Origin of the sequence: Flavivirga aquimarina, from assembly GCF_030540835.1 — a bacterium.
In the GTDB taxonomy this organism is placed as follows: Bacteria; Bacteroidota; Bacteroidia; order Flavobacteriales; family Flavobacteriaceae; genus Flavivirga; species Flavivirga aquimarina.
Genome location: NZ_JAUOEK010000178.1, coordinates 43,479 through 61,675 on the forward strand (window position 1 = coordinate 43,479; position 18,197 = coordinate 61,675).

An 18,197-nucleotide genomic window follows, 5' to 3' on the forward strand; every position below is an offset into this window, starting at 1 on the left:
CTTAGTCTCAATTTAAACTAACCGTTAATGTGTTGAACGATTTTGCATCCAATACTGCTTTAATATTTTGTTGATTAACTGTTACGTTCAACGCTTGCTTTTCATCTTTATCATTGTATGTAAGCATGATAATTTCGTTACTGTTTTTATTTAAAAATGCTATGGTGTTATCTGCATCTCCATTGGCTACTAATTTAACTGACCCCGGAGCGACATAAGCACTTAAATGTTTCATTAAATAAAACTCGGGGTTGTATACTATTTTTTTGGTGTTGCTGTCAATTGAAATCATTGAGTTTTGCTTCCAACCCCATTGGCTTTTTCCTGTTTCGTCTAAAACCATATTCCAATACATGTATGAGTTTGCCCCGTTTTCAAAATAATGTTTCATTAAATTAAACGTGTGTTCTGCAGCTTTCCAATCGTTGGAACCATCGCCACATTCTGTTTCGGTTTGCATCAATTGCATGTCTGGATATTCTCTATGAACTGCTTCTATAGCTCCTTTTCCTGCCCATTGAAAACCTACTCCTTCTACATAATCTTTGGTATTTTTATATTCTAATACATCTTTTACACGTTCTATTTGCGGACGTTCAACAGTACCTAACCAAATAGGTGTCTCTAAATTATCGGCTTTAAATTGTGGGCCTAAATAATCTGCAATAAATATGCCTAAATCTTGTGGTTTCCATACACATGACGGAAAGTTTTGCGCCGAATTAGGTTCATTCTGTACATGAACTGCACTAATATCAATCCCTTCTTTTTCGTAAGCTTTTACAAATTTTGAAAAGTATAAGGCATATGCCTTAAGGTAATCAGGCTCCATAATAAAGCGCGATACCAACTCTTCTGTTGAGCTCCATTCTATGGGTAAATCGTTAAATTTCGGATTCGATTTACATGCATAGTGTTTACTATGTTTCATCCATGACGGCGGACACCAAGGCGATGCCCAAACCTCAATGTTAGGGTTGATCTTATGTGCTTCTTTTATGTATGGTATTAACCGTTTTTTGTCTCTGTTAATCGAGAAATTTTCCATAGCAAAATCGTCGGCAGTTTCGTTATGACTATACCAATCTACCGCATAATCGTTTGCTCCTATAGGCATTCTGCATATATTGAATTTACACCCCGAAATAGAGTCGAATAAATCGTTTAAAATTTGTTGTTTTTCTTCTGGGGTTACCATACCTAGTGCTTCCCAACCTAATTCATTAAAACAACCTCCAAAACCTGTAATGGTTTGTTGTTTCTTGGTAATATCTAGCGTAATATTTATATCTGGTAACGTTTCGTTGGTTGTAGCTTTATATACTTTTGTTTCCCATAGTTTATCGTTTGTTGAGCTTACCCAATCTACTTCCGCTTTGGGTTTTTGTTTACACGAAAAGCATACTATGACTCCTATAATTGCTATTAATTTCAATACTTTCATTTATTTAATATTTTATAATTTTTTGAAAATGAACAATCTATAAACTTATACACGTCCAGTAATTCACATAAATTATTATTTTACGTTTAATATCCCTCTTAGGCGAATGTCTTTTGATGATGCGCCAATCATAATTCTAAAATCCCCAGATTCTACTATTCGGTTTAAATCTTTGTCTAGCATAGACAAATCGTTTGGATTTAAAACAAAAATTACTTGCTTCTCTTCTCCTGCTTTTAAAGCGATACGCTCAAACCCTTTTAATTCTTTTATGGGGCGTGATACTGATGCTAATTCATCACGTATATAAAGTTGAACAACCTCATCCCCATCTACTTTTCCAGTATTTTTTACGGTACACGAAATTTGAACTGTTTCGTTATTTGCGATATTATTTTTACTGAATTCTAAATTGGAATATTCGAAAGTGGTATAGCTTAACCCAAAACCAAACGGATATAAAGGTTGTCCTGTTAGGTTATGGTAATTATCGCCTCGACCTGTTGGCTTGTTATTATAATATAACGGGCATTGTGCTGCATCAACTGGAAATGTAATGGGCAAACGTCCTGCGGGGTTTTCATCTCCAAACAGAATATCTGCTAAACCGTTTCCGCCATTTTCACCAGAATACCAAGACATTACTATACCATCTACATCGGGCTTCCAATTTGCCATGGTTATAGCACTACCTCCAACTAATACGACAACTGTTGGTTTGCCTGTTTTAGCAACTGCTTTAATTAACGCTTCTTGATGCCCTGGGAGGTTTAATAATGCTCTGTCTTGAAATTCGCCTTCATGTATTCCTGCTACCACTACGGCAACATCACTTTGTTTAGCGATTGCAACTGCGTTGCCAATTTGTTTGTCTACGTTATCTTCAACACCATAATCCCAAATCATTTTGAATTTTGCATTTCCTGCCGATTCAAAATATTCTAGTTTGATGTCATACGTTTGTCCTGTTTTAAAAGTAAATGGTTTTACTATAGTGTTGTATGATTGTTTCTGCCAATTGTCAATAATCAACTCGCCATCTAAATACAATCGGTAACCATCATTGCCTTCTATACCAATATTAAAAACTCCAGATTTTGGGGCTTTTAATTTCCCTGTCCATCGTGCTGAAAACCAATCATACGGCAAATCTTTATGTGGAGAAAAGAGGGTCCAACCAAATTGAATTTTTTTATCGATGCGTTCTACTTTTGGTGTTCCGCTTAGTTTAATGTTATCAAAATACGTCGCTTTTAAACCTTTAGTTTCTTTTCCTTCTTTTACTGTTGACAAATATTCTGAAGCAACAACTTTATAAGTCTGTTCTTTAAATGGTACGCCTTCTGTATAGGATACATTTGCTTCTCCAATCTTATTGATTATACCATCGTACATGGACACTTTATCATTTCCAGGTCCGCTATAACCTCCTAAACGTGCTGCTTTGGCATCATAACCTATAAGCGCCACTTTAGCTGCTTTTTTTAATGGTAATACCTCATTTTCGTTCTTCAATAAAACCATCGCTTTTGCTGCTGCTGTTCTTGCCAATTCTCGGTGGTCTTTATGTCCGTTCCAAGTTGCAGCTTCTTTCACATCTACATAGGGGTTTTCAAATAGTCCTAATTCAAATTTTGCTTTTAAGATGCGTCTAACGGCTTCATCAATCGCTTTTTCATCAACCATCCCTTTTTCGTAAGCTTCCCAAAACAATGGTTTATGATTGTAATTGGTTTGAAACATAACATCTAATCCTGCTTCTACAGCATCTTCGGTGGCTTCGGCATAATCTTTTGCTGTAAAATGTAATACATTCGCACCTCCTGTAGCTCCTGCATCTGAAATAACAAAACCATCAAATCCCCATTCTTCTTTCAGTTTTTTACGTAGTAACCATTCGTTTGATGTACATGGTGTGCCATCTACAGAGTTATACGACGTCATAACCGACCTTGCTCCTGTTTTTTGAAATACCGTTTTAAACGCTGGAAAATATATTTCTTCTAACAATCGTTCGTTAAAACTAATCGGGTAACTATCGCGCCCTCCTGCACCTACATTGGCGACAAAGTGTTTGGGTGTGGTTATTACGCCTTCTCTTTCGAAAGCACCTATAAATGCTGATGCCATTTGCGTCGTTAAATACGGGTCTTCTCCATAGGTCTCTTCGGTACGTCCCCAACGTACATCACGTGCAATGTTTAATACTGGTGATAGAATTTGACGTATCCCTCTGGTTTTTGTTTCTTTAGTAATTGCCTTTGCGACATTAGCAACTAAAGTAGTATCCCATGTTGCTGCTAATGCTATGGCTTGTGGATATGCGGTTGCGCCATCTCGTGCTAAACCGTGTAAGGCTTCATTAAATGGAATTATGGGTATCCCTAAACGAGATTCTTCTAAAAAATAACGTTGAATGTCGTTTATCTCTTCTGCCATTTGTTTGGCACTACCTGTTGACCCGTAGTCCATGATTTGCTCTGCGGCATTATCATTCTTTCCTTTTGAAGAAATTTGAAATCCGAAAATACCATGCGTAAGCTTATCTTTTCCAATACTTAAATCTCCGGGAATCATGAACATTTGCCAGAACTTTTCTTCTAAAGTCATTCGGCTCATTAAATCATTTACGCGTTCTTCAACAGAAAGTTTTGGATTCTTGTATGCTGGATTTTCATCATTTGATTTTTTAGAACATGACCATATACATATTCCAAATACTGCTATTAATATTATTCTTTTTGAGTACTTCAACCGTCTTATTAATTAAAATTGATGTTTATTTTGCTTTAAATCTTTATCAAAAGCGTTTATTTTCTTTCGTAACTTCTTTACTATTTTCGGATTGTTTTCTGCTACATTATTTTTTTCTGAAATATCGTTAGCAAGATTGTAAAGTTCTACTTTATCTTCTACTATACGTAGCTTCCAATCGCCATACCTTACTGCTTCTAAAGTTGATTCTTTATAATAATAAAAACCTTCTTTTTTATGTGGTGATTTCGATTTCTTACCTGATAATAACTTCCAGATATTTTTGCCGTCTATTGGTTTATTGGACATTTCACTATCTGTTACATGTGCAATGGTTGGTAGAAAATCTATGGTTGATGCTATTTCTTTACACACACTACCTGCTTCTATTTCTCCTTTCCATTGGGCTATCATAGGGACACGCATCCCGCCTTCGTAAGTTTGAAATTTAAACCCTCGCAGTGGCAAAGCACTTCCTCCGTTTCCATCTTTTAAATTCCATGGGCCATTATCAGATGTATAAATAACCAGCGTATTATCATCGATACCTAAGGTTTCTAAAGTCTTTAAAATTTTACCAACGCTCCAATCTATTTCTTCAATAACATCACCATATAAACCTCGCTTACTTTTTCCTTTAAAACCTTCTGAAGTATAAAGCGGAATGTGAGGCATGGTGTGTGCCAAGTATAAAAAGAAGGGGGTATCTTTGTTTTCTGTAATAAAATTAACGGCTTCTGAAGTATATCGTTGTGTTAATGTTGTTTGATCCACAGGATATTCTATAACCTCATCTTGTTTCATTAAAGGGACTTTTCGTCCTCGCCATTTTTCTTGACGTAGACTATCTATAGTCATGCCTTCTCTAAAAATAATATCTTCTGAAACTTTAGACTTTGGATTAACCGACATATCGTTACTAAAAGGGATGCCGTAATAGTAATCGAACCCCTGTGTTGTTGGTAAATATTGAGGCTGATCTCCAAGATGCCATTTTCCTACGCAAGCTGTTGCATAGTTTTTAGTTTTTAACATGTCTGCAATTGTCAATTCTTGATTTGACAAACCTCCTTCTAAATTTGGCCATAACACCTTAGGCACACCTACTCTTGGTGGATATGATCCTGTTAATAAAGATGCTCTTGATGGTGAACATACGGATGATGCTGAATAGAAATCTGTAAAGCGTATTCCGTTTGCTGCCATGTTATCTAGATTAGGCGTGCTTATTAATGGCGAACCATATACTCCCACATCTTGATACCCTTGATCGTCTGTAAAAACAATAATGATATTAGGTTTAGAGGTTTTGCTTTGTGCTTTAACTGAAGCATTCCAATTAAAAAAAACAAGTATTATTATTACTAATAATTTATTCATACTGCTTTATTCTTTTGCCTTTAACTCACTATTAAATTGATATGTTTCTCCTTTTGCTGTGTCAAATTCAACACGTTTATCTTTATAAACTAATGTACATTTACCTCCACTTTTTGATAAAACTTTAACGCCTGTTAACGCTGCGTTTTCCCAAGTGAAACTAAGTTCAAAACCGCCTCTTGCACATACTCCTGAAATGTTTCCTTTTGGAAGTGCGCCAGGTAATGCTGGTAATAGCTCTATTTTATCTAAATGACTTTGAATAAGCATTTCTACCATACCTGCTGCTCCGCCAAAATTTCCATCTATTTGAAACGGCGGGTGTGCATCAAATAAATTTGGATATGAGCCTCCTCTAATCTTACGTTCTGGTATTTCTGCTGGACTCAATAACATATGTACTAATTTATAAGCTCTATCTCCATCTCTAAATCGAGACCAAAAGTTTATTTTCCAGGCTAGGCTCCAACCGGTACCTTTATCGCCTCTAAACTCTAAAGATTGTTTAGCAGCTTTCATTAAGTCTGGCGTATCTTCATAATTAATTTCGTTCCAGGGATGAACAGCCCACAAATGTGATACATGCCTATGTTTAACTTCTGGGTTGTCTTTATCTTCTAACCATTCTTGTAATTGTCCATGCTGCCCAATTTGGTTTGGAGCTATTTGTGGCACCATGATTTTTAACTTTTCTGCAAATTCCGCATCTTCGCCTAAAACCTCAGACGCTTCTATTGTAATATTGAATAATGCTCTTATAATTTGGTGATCCATCGTTGGTCCTGCAACCAAACCTCCTATTTCGGGTGAATTTGATGGCGTACTTATTAAGTAACCTGTATTAGGGTCTTTGTATAAAAATTGAGAATAAAACAATGCTGCATCTCTAAGTAACGGGTATTTTTCTTTTAAAAATGCTTTGTCTTGTGTAAAGAGGTAATGTTCCCAAATATGCGTACACAACCATCCGCCACCGCCTAGCCAAATACCATGGTTTGATGCATTTACCGGGGCTGCGCCTCGCCAGATATCAACATTATGGTGCATGATCCATCCGTCTGCATTATAATGCTCTTTTGCTACTATTTTTCCTGTTTTTGAAACGTCTTCAATAAAATCGAATAATGGTTCATGACATTCGCTTAAATTGGTCATTTCTACCGCCCAATAATTCATTTCTAAATTGATATTGGTGGTATAACTACTAAACCATGGTGGTTTTATTTTATGGTTCCAAATACCTTGAAGGGTTGGGGGGTTGGTTCCCGGACGACTTGAAGCTATTGTTAAATAACGTGCGTATTGTATGTATAATGCCAATAATTGCGGGTCGTCCGGGTTTTTCCAGAAATCATAAATTCTTTGGTTAGTTACTAATTCTGATTTTCCGTTATCTCCAAAATCTATGCTAAAACGATTATATAGAGATTGATAATCTTTAATATGGGTTTCTTTTACCTTATCATAACCTTTATTTTCTATATTTTTTAGTGTTTTAGCAACTATGACATTTGGTTCTCCTGATACGTCTTTGAAATTTTTATAGTTTGTTGCTGCCGATAAATAAAGGGTCGCTTTTGATGCTTCTGTTATTTGTAATTGCCCGTTTGAAGTGACTACTTTTCCATCTGTTTCTATTTTTATGGTGGCTACTCCCCATAATACGCCGTCTTTTACTTTTACTACGATGGTTTGTGAATCGTTATCGGTTTTAAGGGTTTTATCTTCATGTAGAGCATCTAAAAACAAATTAAAATTCAACGCTTTTGATTGGCTTGCTGATAGATTTACAACGATAACTTTATCTGGATGGCTCGAAAATACCTGGCGGTTATAGGTTACATTGCCTACTTTGTATGAGACTTTGCTAATGGCTTTATCTAAATTAAGGCTTCTAGAATAATTTGTAAAGTTTTCATGTTCGGGGAAATCAATGTAGATATCTGCAAATGGTTGATAGTGTATTTGTTTTAAAGGGTTGCTCATAAATTCTTTTGTCGCCAAATTTTGAGCTTCTCTTTGTTTTCCTTCTGTAAGCAGTGTTCTTATTTCTGATAAATATTTGCCAGCACCTTTATTTGAATAATCGTGTGGTTGCCCTCTCCAAAGCGTTTCTTCATTAAACTGAATGTGTTCTTGTTGTACACCACCAAAAATCATGGCTCCCAAGTTGCCATTACCAATAGGTAAGGCTTCTGTCCATTTTTCGGCTGGTTCATTGTAAAATAACCTAAAATCATCTTGGGCTTGTGTACAACTTAGTGAAAGGAAAAGCAGTGTATAACCTAAAAATAGTTTTAGACCTCTCTGCTCATTAATCATTCCCATGTTCTGTATTAATTTTATGAATTTGCTCATTATCGGTATCAATTAATTTTAATAATTCCCTTAGTTATGATCTGTTATTTGCTTAATAATGATAACCTAAAATCTTCTTGAGCATCTATATGCTGATTGGTTAGAGAAATCTGCATAAGATTAACTCAAGAATAATTTTAAGTTCTTCTGGATTGCTATTAATCAGTTCCAGTATTCTTTTATTATAATTATTAATTTTCTCTTTGGTTCACTTAAAATAATGATAACTTAAAATTACCTTGAACTTATATAATACTGCTTAGTGAAAGATCACAATATATATAGTTCAAGAATAACTTTAAGTTGGTTTGCTATCAATCAATCTAATACTTTTTATATTATTAATTTTCTCATTATCAACATCTATTTCTTCTAAAACCTTTTTGGTTTTTAATCTCTTTTTTGTTCGCTTTGCTAATAATAACCTAAAATTATCTTGAGTTTGGGTTGATACTACTTAGTGAGAGTTTACAGTATAATTAGCTCAAGATTAATTTTAGGTTGGTGCGCTATCAATCATTTTCATGTTCTTTTATTAATATTATGAACTTCTTCATCTTATCCCTCAGCACCAATTTCACTTGATAGCCTTTTTTATTCATTAATCTTTTATTTTCTTAAAATGCAATAGTCTAAATTCATAGTTAAATGTTTTTAAAACATTTTATTTTTTAACTTTCCCAATAGTCAGCAATAATTTGCAGTACTTCTTCATTATCCTGATCTGTATCACCAAGCATATCACGTTGCGCTAAAATTTCTGCTTTCATTTGCTTTATAATGTCTTGATATTCTGCGTCGTTATATGCATTGTGTGTTTCGCTAGGGTCTTTCTCTAAATCGAAGAAATCCCAAAACTTCTTTGGCTGGTTTTCTTTTGTATAACCGTTTACTTTAAGTGCATTTCCGTAATAAAAAGCTAGTTTGTAGCGTTCTCCTCTAATTCCAAAATGTCCCGGGCGGTCACTTGAGTGATCCCAATATCTGTAATAACCATACTTACGCCAATCGCTAGGTGTGTTTCCTTTTAAATTCTCACGGAAACTATGTCCTTGCATGGTTTCTGGATATTCTAAGCCTGCATAATCTGCAAATAATGCTGAGAAATCTGCATTTTCAATAAGATCTGAATTTCTTTTTCCTGCTGGTATTTCTTTCGGGTAACGAATTACAAATGGCATGTGGATAGATTCTTCGTAAATTAAGCGTTTATCGAACCATCCGTGCTCTCCTAAAAAGTAACCTTGGTCTGCTGTATAAATTACAATCGTATTTTCTGCTAATCCTGATTTGTCAAGATATTCCAATAATTTACCAATATTATCATCTATAGCAGCTCCACAACGCATAAAATCTTTTACATATTTCTGATATGTTTTATAACGTGCTTGCATTTTATCTAATCCATCTACGGTTAAGGGTAACTCTGGATACTTCATATAACCAGGAACATTCTCTGGATCTTTTGAAGCTCTTAAATACCTAGCTTTTAAACTATCTATAGACTGACCTCTAAAAGATCTTCCTGTTGTTTCTGGTCCTTCATCATAAAATGTAGCTGGAATAGGTATATCGCCATCTCTGTATAAGTGCTTAAATCTTTCGGGATAATCAAACGGTTCATGTGTTGCTTTAAAATGACACATCGCCATGAATGGTTTAGATTTATCTCTGTTTTCAATCCAATCTATAGTCTTATCTGCAATAACATCGGTACTAAATCCTTTATAAGGTTTACCTCCTTCTGTATAATCTTGCCAATTTTCCTTGGTTTTCATAACAGGATCCCAGTATCTTCCTTGTCCAGGTAAAACACAATAATAATCGAAATCGGGAGTAGGTTCTTGTTTTAAGTGCCACTTTCCAATAACGGATGTTTGATAACCACCTCGTTGCAATACGCCTGCAATGGTTGGGTGTTCTGGCGATAATCCAGCTCCTAAGGTTATTACGCCATTTTTATGACTATACTGTCCTGTAAGCACAGTTGCTCTACTGGGTGTACAAATAGAATTGGACACCAAACAGTTATCTAATACTGTGCCTTCTGATGCTAGACGTTGGATGTTTGGTGTATGTACATAATCTTTTAGTATACCGCCATATATCCCCCATGCTTGTGATGTATGATCATCGGACATAATATAAAGGATATTGGGTCGTTTGGGTTCACTCTCTTCTGTTTTTTCTTCTGTTTTATTTTTACAACTTGTTGCGATAAAAGAAATAAAAACAGATAAAGCGCATAATCGAAATAATCTCTTCATTTTAAAGTTAATTTTAGTTTAGTTTATTATTTGTAATTCGATTGTTTCGTAATTATTCGATGCTGGGCCAATACCAATCTCAAAAGCTCCTGGCTCAACTATTTTTTTATGCTTTTCAATATCAAAATAGGATAAGTCCTCGGGAGTTATATCAAAATGTACAACACGCGATTCTTTAGGTTTTAAAAAAATTCTCTTTATTCCTCTTAGACTTTTTAGAGGTCTAACTACCGAACTTTCTAAATCCTTCACATACAATTGCACCACTTCGTCTCCTGCATAATCACCAGTATTAGTCACTACAGCAGATATTTTACACGTCTCTGTTGCGGTCATTTTTAGCTTAGATAATTTTAAATTTTCATAACTAAACTTTGTATAGCTTAAACCAAATCCAAAAGGGTAAAGTGCTTCGCCTTCAAAATATCTATACGTTCGCCCTTTCATACTATAATTAACAAACGGCGATAATTCTTTTGTTGATTTATAAAAAGTAACCGGCAGTCTTCCTGAAGGGTTATAATCGCCAAAAAGTACATCGGCAATAGCAGTACCTCCCAGTTCTCCAGGATACCATGCCTCAATAATTGAAGACAAGTTTTCATTTTCCCAATTAACAGCTAAGGCACTACCATTAAGTAAAATCAAAACTACTGGTTTTCCTGTAGCGTGTAAGGCTTTAATAAGTTCTTTTTGAACTTTTGGAAGCTCTATATTTGTTTTATCTCCACCATCGAAACCTGTGGAATTAACCGGCATTTGTTCTCCTTCTACTTTTGGTGAGATTCCGCCAACAAAAATGACAACTTCAGATTTTTCTGCAAGATCAATTGCTTTTTCAAATGAAGTCTTGTCTGGTGATGACCATAAAAATTCTAATTTTGCCGGGTATCCTTTATGAAAATGTTCTATTGAAATTTCATATGCTTTTCCTTTTTCCAGATATATTTTTTCTTTTAAAAGTCTTCTCTTTGGTTTTTCCCAATTATCAATAATTACTTTTTTATCAACAGTCAATTTATAGCCATTATTACTATGTAACCCTAAAGTATATTCCCCTGAAACTTCTACTTTTATCTTTCCTGTGTATTGTACTGAAAAGTTAGCTTCATTTAAGCTTTTAACCGGGTTTGAATTCCAATTAGAATTAATTCCCTGCTCTAATCGTTTGGTGATTGGTTTTCCCGATAGGTCTGTATTATTATAATATGTAGCTTGTAGTCCTGTTTTGTTTTTAAAGCTTAAAACGTCTGCCGGAATTAAAGACATGGCAGATTCTTCGGCTATTAAGTTACATCCGGACTCGTAATACAATTCGGTACCTTTAGGAATCTTGTTTTTTATACCTTCTAAAGGTGTAAAATACTGCGAAGGAAATCCATTGTAATTCCCTAGCAAAACATCTAAATTATTAGCGTTTGGGCCAATAACTGCTATCGATTTTATATCTTTTTTAAGCGGTAAGGTATTATCCGTGTTTTTTAATAACACAATCGATTTCTTAGCTGTTTCCAGTGCTAATTCTCTATGCTTTTTCGAACTTACGACACTTGTTGGGATACTGGCATAGGGTACAACCTCTGGGGGATCGAACATACCTAATTTAAAACGGGCTACAAATAATCTTTTTAAGGAGACATCTATTTCATCTTCTGTAATATCTCCTTCTGCAACAGCATTTATCAAATATTCATAGCGCGATCCACAGTTTAAATCGCAACCTGCTTTAACTGCAACAGCTGCCGCTTCTTCTTTAGAATCTACATAATTATGATAATCGTGAATATCGCGTATGGCATTACAATCTGAAACTACATAGCCATCGAAACCCCAATCTTTTCGTAAAATATCTTCTAATAGTTGATGGCTTGCACAACAAGGTTTACCCATATACCTATTGTAAGCTGCCATTATAGAATAGGCTTTTCCTTCTACTACACAGGCTTCAAAAGCTGGTAAATAGGTATCATATAAGTCTCGTTTTGTCGTTGTGGCATCAAAAAAATGTCTTTCGGGTTCGGGACCACTATGCACAGCATAATGTTTAGGTGTAGCTACTAGTTTTAAATACTTAGAATCGTCACCTTGCATACCTTTTACAAAATTAACTCCCATGCGTGCTGTTAAATATGGGTCTTCTCCGTAGGTTTCTTGACCTCTTCCCCAGCGTGGGTCTCTAAATATATTAATATTAGGCGTCCAATAGGTTAATCCTTTATATCTACCATAATCCTCATTTCTTAATGCTTCATGGTGTTTGGCTCTTGCTTCATCTGAAATTACAACTGCCGATTTATATATCAAATTAGTATCCCATGTAGCCGCTAACCCAATTGCCTGTGGAAAAACAGTTGCTTTCCCTGCTCTTGCTACGCCATGTAAACATTCATTCCACCATTCATATTCTGGAATATTAAGCCTTTTAATTTCAGGGGATTTGTTCATCATCTGAGAAACTTTTTCTTCTAAAGTCATCCTTGAAACCAGATCATTTACGCGTTCTTCTATAGAAAGCTTATAATTTTCAAATGGAAATTGATAATCCTGTGCATAGCCTGTGCTTATTATTAAAAACACACAGACTAAGAATAACCTGTTTGAGTTCATTATTCTTTTACCTGCTTTTAACATTTCTTCTTTCTTTATTTTTTTAAAAATATGCTTTCAATACTATAGGGTAACTTCTACCATTAATATCTGAAACTGTTATAGTTGTACTTTCTTTGGTTTGCACAAATTTTATTTTGTCATTATTGTCCAATCTTACCAGTTTTTTAAATTTCCCTGGACTCATTTTATTATTTAAACCAAATGTCGGAATTTTAACATCACCCTTTTTAGGATTCATAACCATTATATATAAATTATTACCCTTTTTGGTGAATCTAACCTCATCATTCGCAAATGGAGATGTAGCTGTTGTACGCTGGTTATAATGTTCTCCTTTTTTTGTTTTTTCAGCAATATCATCTCCTGCATTTCTTATTTCTCCATTACTAGTTATTTCACTATCTCCACGTATACTTTTACCATCTCCATAAACTTTCCATGGTCGTGTTCCGTATATGGCTTCGCCATTTATTTTTAACCAATCGCCTACAATGTTTATTATCACTTCTTGTTCTTTAGGAATAGTACCATCTGGATGTAGTTCTATATTAAGCAATAAGTTTCCATTTTTACTAACTGCTTCTATAAGCATTTCTATAATGGTCCGTGCATTATGGGTTAAGTGTCTATCTTTTTTATAGAACCAATCTGTAAACGTAATTTCTGATTGCCATGGATATTCTCGTAACGTATTACTTCCTCCTGATTCTACTTCGTTAACCGTTCCTTTTTCTTTCCTTTTTAATAGCATTACTGCATTAACAAAACCATTTTCATTATAGCTGTTGTTGTACAATTTACGAGCAACCTCTTGTCCGTATTTACCATAGGAAAAGTTAAAACCATCATTGTACAACAAATCTGGCTTGTATTTATTTACCAATTCAATATGACGTTTTTGCCAGTTCTTTTTAATTGCCTCAATAACTTCTGGGGTACGGTCTTCTGGAGCAGGACCGTATAAATCTTTAGGATCTAAACCTTCCCACCATTTTCCTTTTCCATCTTCTTTGGTTAAGCGTCCATCGTAAGGAACTCCTTTATAAATGCCTTCTTTATCAGCCCCAAATGCAGGTTTCCACCAGTTTAAAAAACGATCGTCATGACTGGTAACTCCAAATTTTAAATTCTCATTTCTAGTGGCTTTGGCAAATTCGCCTATAATATCTCTTTTCGGACCAACATTTACCGAATTCCATGGGTGGTGTGAGGAGTCGAACAAATCAAAATGATCATGATGATTTGCTAAGGCTACTATATATTTTGCTCCATTTCTTTTTGAAAAACGAACTAACGCTTCTGCATCAAACTTTTCTGCTTTCCATGAATTAATAACGTCTTTAAAACCAAATTCTGAAGGGTGTCCATACGTTTGCAAGTGATATGGATTAGCCATTTTTCCAAATTTTTGGCGCCCTACATCTTTCATATACATATGTCTTGCATACCAACCGCCACCTTGTTCTGGTACACTTTGCGGCCCCCAGTGAAACCAAATACCAAACTTGGCATCTCTAAACCATTCTGGACATTCGTATTCGTTTGCTAATGCTTCCCATGATAATTCCTTTTCTTGGGCCATAGCACCGTTAGTACTTAAAAGGAATAAAATGCCAACAAAAAACAAATTGACAACATTCTTTTTTTTAAGACTAACTTTTAAAATTTTCTTACTTGAAAAAACAAAAATCATTGTATATTATTTTTTAAAATTAAAAGCTTCAAGATTATCAAAAAGCCCAAACTCCTTTTTATCTAATTGTGCTGGATCTCCAACTTCTTTAATAAGTTTTTGCAGCTCATTTAGCAGATCTTTCTTAACATCTTTAAAAGCTTCATCATCTACCAAATTATTAAGTTCCCAAGGGTCTTTTTCTACGTTAAATAATTGATAGGTAAACGCATCGTGTTTAGCGCTAACAATAAGTTTAAAATCTCCTTTACGTACAGCTCTATGACCTCCTCCTGGATTATGTTTTTGGTTCTTATTTAATAAATCTCCAGGCCAAGAATTGTAGGCATAGAACATACTAGATCTTACGTCTTGTTTTTCTCCTTTTAAAACTGGTGTTAAATCTTTGGTTTCTATAGATTTTGGAATTTCTAATCCTGTTAAACCACATAATGTTGGAAATACATCATGCAAATATGCTAAGGCATCGTTATTTACATTTTTAGGAATATTTGGTCCACAAAAAACTAATGGTACGTTTACACTATGTTCGTATACATTTTGTTTTCCTAATAACCCATGCTGTCCTAATGCTAACCCATTATCGCCTGCAAAAACTATTATTGTGTTTTCTGCTTGACCAGAGGCTTCTAAGGCTTTTAAAATACGTCCTATCTGTGCATCGGTTGCCGTAATCATGGCATAGTAATCGGAGATTTCTTTTTTTACTATAGCTTCTGTTCTTGGGAACGGTGCTAATACTTCATCTCTAATTTTATCGTCTGCGATTTCAAAAGGATGTTCTGGCATGAAATTATCTGGCAATACGATATTTTCATGTGGGTACATATCATGAAATTCTTGTGGTGCTGTACGTGGATCATGTGGTGCAGTAAAAGCGACATACATTAAAAATGGCTCTTCTTTTTTATAAGTATCTAAAAAGTTAACTGCAGCATCTGCGAATACTTCGCTACTAAATTTTTCTTTATTTTGATAGGCTTTCGACCAACCTGTTTCTGGTGTATAATCTTTTACTTTGGTTCCAAAATGAGTAGTCATTCCTCCTAAAAAGACCGACTTAATTTGTTTAAAACCTCTTTCCAACCAGATGTTACCATTATGTTGTTTTCCTGTCGCAAAAGTCTCATAACCATTTGCTTTAAAATATTCTGGAAACGTTAATAAATCGCTTTTTCCTTTTTCTTCTTTTGGAAATGCAAATTGCGCATATACATTAGGTTCTATATTAAAATAGTGACGTCCCGTCATTAACATAGCTCTACTTGGTGAACAAACCGCCGCTGTTGTGGCTCCTAAAATATAGGAGTTTGTAAATGATGTGCCGTTTTGAACCAACTTGTCCATATTTGGCGTTTTTACATTATTTTTATGCATAACTCCAATAGTCCCCCCTCTTTGGTCGTCTGTAAAAAGGAAAAGTATGTTTGGCTTTTTTGTTTCCTTTTTAGGTGCGGTTTTACAACCAATTAACAGAATAATACTTAATAAGGATAAGATTTTAACTGTGTTTTGCATTTTTATATTTTTTTTAATTTCAGTTTTAATTTTTGAGTTTTATTTATCCCCATTAATTATGGGAAGCGGTGGCTCATCAACGACTGTTCCAAAAGGAATAGGTTCTTTATATGGTATACCTCCAAATTTTTGTCGAAGTACTTTAACGCCATTTACTGGGCCATTCCACAAGCTTAATAAATTACCAACACACCCTCTATCTGGATTTATTTGTGCATACAAATGAGTATATTGCTCAAAAAGTGCTAACATTTCGTTGCATATTCCAACATACTTTATTCTATTTTCTTCAGTAAGTGTGTTATTAGTATCAAATTGTTTTAGTTCACGCCCCTTTTCAAAGGCTTTAATGTAGATGATTGTTGTTCGAATACGATTATCCAATAAAGCTAATATGGAACGACCATTTTTATTTTTTGTTTCTTGAGTACACGATTTAAGTTGTAATAAAACATCTTCGTATGCATGTCTAACTTTTTGCGATTTTTCGATTGGATATGCGCTTAACGGTCCTCCTCTTTTCCAACGTCCTTTCCAACAAAAAGCAAAACTACTTACGTTTTTTATTGATATTGAATCTGCTTCACTTAATTTTTTCATGGCTATTGCAAAGTCTGTTTCGCTAACTATCCCATTTGTTTTTGCATAATCCTTATAAAAAACTTCTGGGTCTACAGCCCCATATAAACTTGAAATAGCCGAATATCGTGCGGAGATTTTATTCTCCGCAGTTCTCCAGTGATTGAACAAAATAGCATTCCCACGATAATCGGTTGAGTTTTTTACAGCTTGATCTACTATGCCTCTAATCCCTGAAATTGCGTTTTGTTGAATAAACATCATACCGTCTAACTCAATCCAAGAATACACCATTGATTTATCCCAATCATTCGTGTTTTTAATAATATTGGGGATATTATTTTGTACATTTAAACTATGATGTTCCGACAGAATCGCTACTTCAGTTTCAGGAGCAAATTTTCGAGCCAAATAATAAGCGGGAGTTGCATATTCTGAGATTACAACATAAATGCCTAATTTTAAAGGAAAATCCTTCGGTACTACTTTATTTTCTTTTAAATAATTTATTACTTTAATAGAGTGACCGACCTGTCCGTAAATGTATGCAAGATCCGATTGATTATCTACTACAGGTTTCATCACGATGCTATCATTCAAGGATGCCTCTCCAAAATGTTCAGCAATCGTTTTTTTAGTTTGTTCCTTAGTTGTGCGTGGCCCCCAGCCTCCAGATTCCTCTGTGATCAATTCTAAGGCATCAATCATTGGGTAGTCTTTTAAGATGGCTTTGGTTGTTTCTACGGTTTTAGAAACACTAGGACTAGTATCTCTTGGTTCAAAAGAAAATTGAACGAACATTCCTGTTTTTTTTGCTTCCAAAATAACTTTTTGAAGCCATTCAATGGACTTCTTACTTTTTACCGCTTTGTCTTCATAAAAAGGTTCTATTTCGGGAATGCAAAAGTATTTCTTATTGCCTACAATAGCTTTTATATCTTTTTGATCAGGAATAGCATATTCGTCACCATAAAAATAATGCCCTGCATACTCTGTTGTGTCTTTTCTAACCACTTCATACCACTGGCCAGGATAACTATGAAAAGTTATAGCATTAAATCGCATCCTAGCAAGGTTTTGGATGTATTCTTTTGCAGTTTCTAAAGGCCATGCAGAAATGTCCATCGGAAAGTTAATGTGCTGTCTTATCCCTCTTTTTTTAATAGCTGGAATAATTTTATCCTTATAATTCTTTAGCGGTTCCCAATTAAATTGCTTAGGTAAAACTGGACCAGTGATGTCAAAAAGATACCCGCCTTTTTCAAGAAGTGTATAAGCCGCATAAAGTACATCTGACGGAGTTTTTCCAGACAATTCTACATTTAAAACACCTTTACTTAATTTTGAATCAATACTAAAAGTCGCTTCTTCAAAATTCGGTTTCAATCTAAATTTAAATGCAATATGATTGATTTTGCTATTGCTAGCGTTGCTCAAAACTGTATCGTTTAGAAAAAAAGTCAATTCAGACTTAACATATTCATACTGAATTTGATCTTTGGTGTTTTCAAATGATATCTTTACCTTCTCTTGTAAAGATGTCAATACAAATAGAATAAAAAACACGGATAATATTAAGACTATTTTTTTCATT

9 protein-coding genes are annotated in these 18,197 nt (G+C 34.6%); all 9 read right to left on the reverse strand.

The window, feature by feature from the left end:
* Nucleotides 1-7 precede the first annotated feature (7 nt).
* The gene (locus tag Q4Q35_RS19160) at nucleotides 8-1,444 is read right to left on the reverse strand and encodes a glycoside hydrolase family 30 protein (protein ID WP_303279640.1); all 1,437 of its coding nucleotides are present in this window, start codon (nucleotides 1,442-1,444) and stop codon (nucleotides 8-10) included.
* Between the two features lie 75 nt (nucleotides 1,445-1,519).
* A complete protein-coding gene (locus tag Q4Q35_RS19165) occupies nucleotides 1,520-4,198 on the reverse strand; it encodes a glycoside hydrolase family 3 protein (protein ID WP_303279641.1) in 2,679 nt (892 codons plus the stop codon).
* Nucleotides 4,199-4,210: 12 nt separating this feature from the next.
* Entirely contained in the window at nucleotides 4,211-5,578 is a 1,368-nt protein-coding gene (locus Q4Q35_RS19170; protein WP_303279642.1) for a sulfatase family protein, read from the reverse strand.
* 6 nt (nucleotides 5,579-5,584) lie between these two features.
* On the reverse strand, nucleotides 5,585-7,936 hold the full coding sequence (locus tag Q4Q35_RS19175) for a glycoside hydrolase family 95 protein (RefSeq protein ID WP_303279643.1): 2,352 nt from the start codon (nucleotides 7,934-7,936) through the stop codon (nucleotides 5,585-5,587).
* A 671-nt stretch (nucleotides 7,937-8,607) separates the two neighbouring features.
* Nucleotides 8,608-10,203 carry a sulfatase family protein gene (locus Q4Q35_RS19180; RefSeq protein WP_303279644.1) on the reverse strand — a complete coding sequence of 532 codons (1,596 nt, stop codon included), beginning with the start codon at nucleotides 10,201-10,203 and terminating at the stop codon, nucleotides 8,608-8,610.
* An 18-nt stretch (nucleotides 10,204-10,221) separates the two neighbouring features.
* Nucleotides 10,222-12,834 carry a glycoside hydrolase family 3 protein gene (locus Q4Q35_RS19185; protein ID WP_303279645.1) on the reverse strand — a complete coding sequence of 871 codons (2,613 nt, stop codon included), beginning with the start codon at nucleotides 12,832-12,834 and terminating at the stop codon, nucleotides 10,222-10,224.
* A gap of 19 nt (nucleotides 12,835-12,853) precedes the next feature.
* Nucleotides 12,854-14,506 carry an alpha-L-fucosidase gene (locus Q4Q35_RS19190; protein WP_303279646.1) on the reverse strand — a complete coding sequence of 551 codons (1,653 nt, stop codon included), beginning with the start codon at nucleotides 14,504-14,506 and terminating at the stop codon, nucleotides 12,854-12,856.
* A 6-nt stretch (nucleotides 14,507-14,512) separates the two neighbouring features.
* Nucleotides 14,513-16,024, reverse strand: a complete 1,512-nt coding sequence (locus tag Q4Q35_RS19195) for a sulfatase family protein (RefSeq protein ID WP_303279647.1) — start codon at nucleotides 16,022-16,024, stop codon at nucleotides 14,513-14,515.
* Nucleotides 16,025-16,063: 39 nt separating this feature from the next.
* On the reverse strand, nucleotides 16,064-18,196 hold the full coding sequence (locus Q4Q35_RS19200; protein WP_303279648.1) for a hypothetical protein: 2,133 nt from the start codon (nucleotides 18,194-18,196) through the stop codon (nucleotides 16,064-16,066).
* Between the last annotated feature and the right edge of the window lies 1 nt (nucleotide 18,197).

What these genes read in the sequence shown, in the direction of transcription:
- Q4Q35_RS19160 (WP_303279640.1), bottom strand. Translation starts at nt 1,444, where the DNA reads ATGAAAGTATTGAAATTAATAGCAATTATAGGAGTCATAGTATGCTTT.
- Q4Q35_RS19170 (WP_303279642.1), bottom strand. Translation starts at nt 5,578, where the DNA reads ATGAATAAATTATTAGTAATAATAATACTTGTTTTTTTTAATTGGAAT.
- Q4Q35_RS19175 (WP_303279643.1), bottom strand. Translation starts at nt 7,936, where the DNA reads ATGAGCAAATTCATAAAATTAATACAGAACATGGGAATGATTAATGAG.
- Q4Q35_RS19180 (WP_303279644.1), bottom strand. Translation starts at nt 10,203, where the DNA reads ATGAAGAGATTATTTCGATTATGCGCTTTATCTGTTTTTATTTCTTTT.
- Q4Q35_RS19185 (WP_303279645.1), bottom strand. Translation starts at nt 12,834, where the DNA reads ATGTTAAAAGCAGGTAAAAGAATAATGAACTCAAACAGGTTATTCTTA.
- Q4Q35_RS19190 (WP_303279646.1), bottom strand. Translation starts at nt 14,506, where the DNA reads ATGATTTTTGTTTTTTCAAGTAAGAAAATTTTAAAAGTTAGTCTTAAA.
- Q4Q35_RS19195 (WP_303279647.1), bottom strand. Translation starts at nt 16,024, where the DNA reads ATGCAAAACACAGTTAAAATCTTATCCTTATTAAGTATTATTCTGTTA.
- Q4Q35_RS19200 (WP_303279648.1), bottom strand. Translation starts at nt 18,196, where the DNA reads ATGAAAAAAATAGTCTTAATATTATCCGTGTTTTTTATTCTATTTGTA.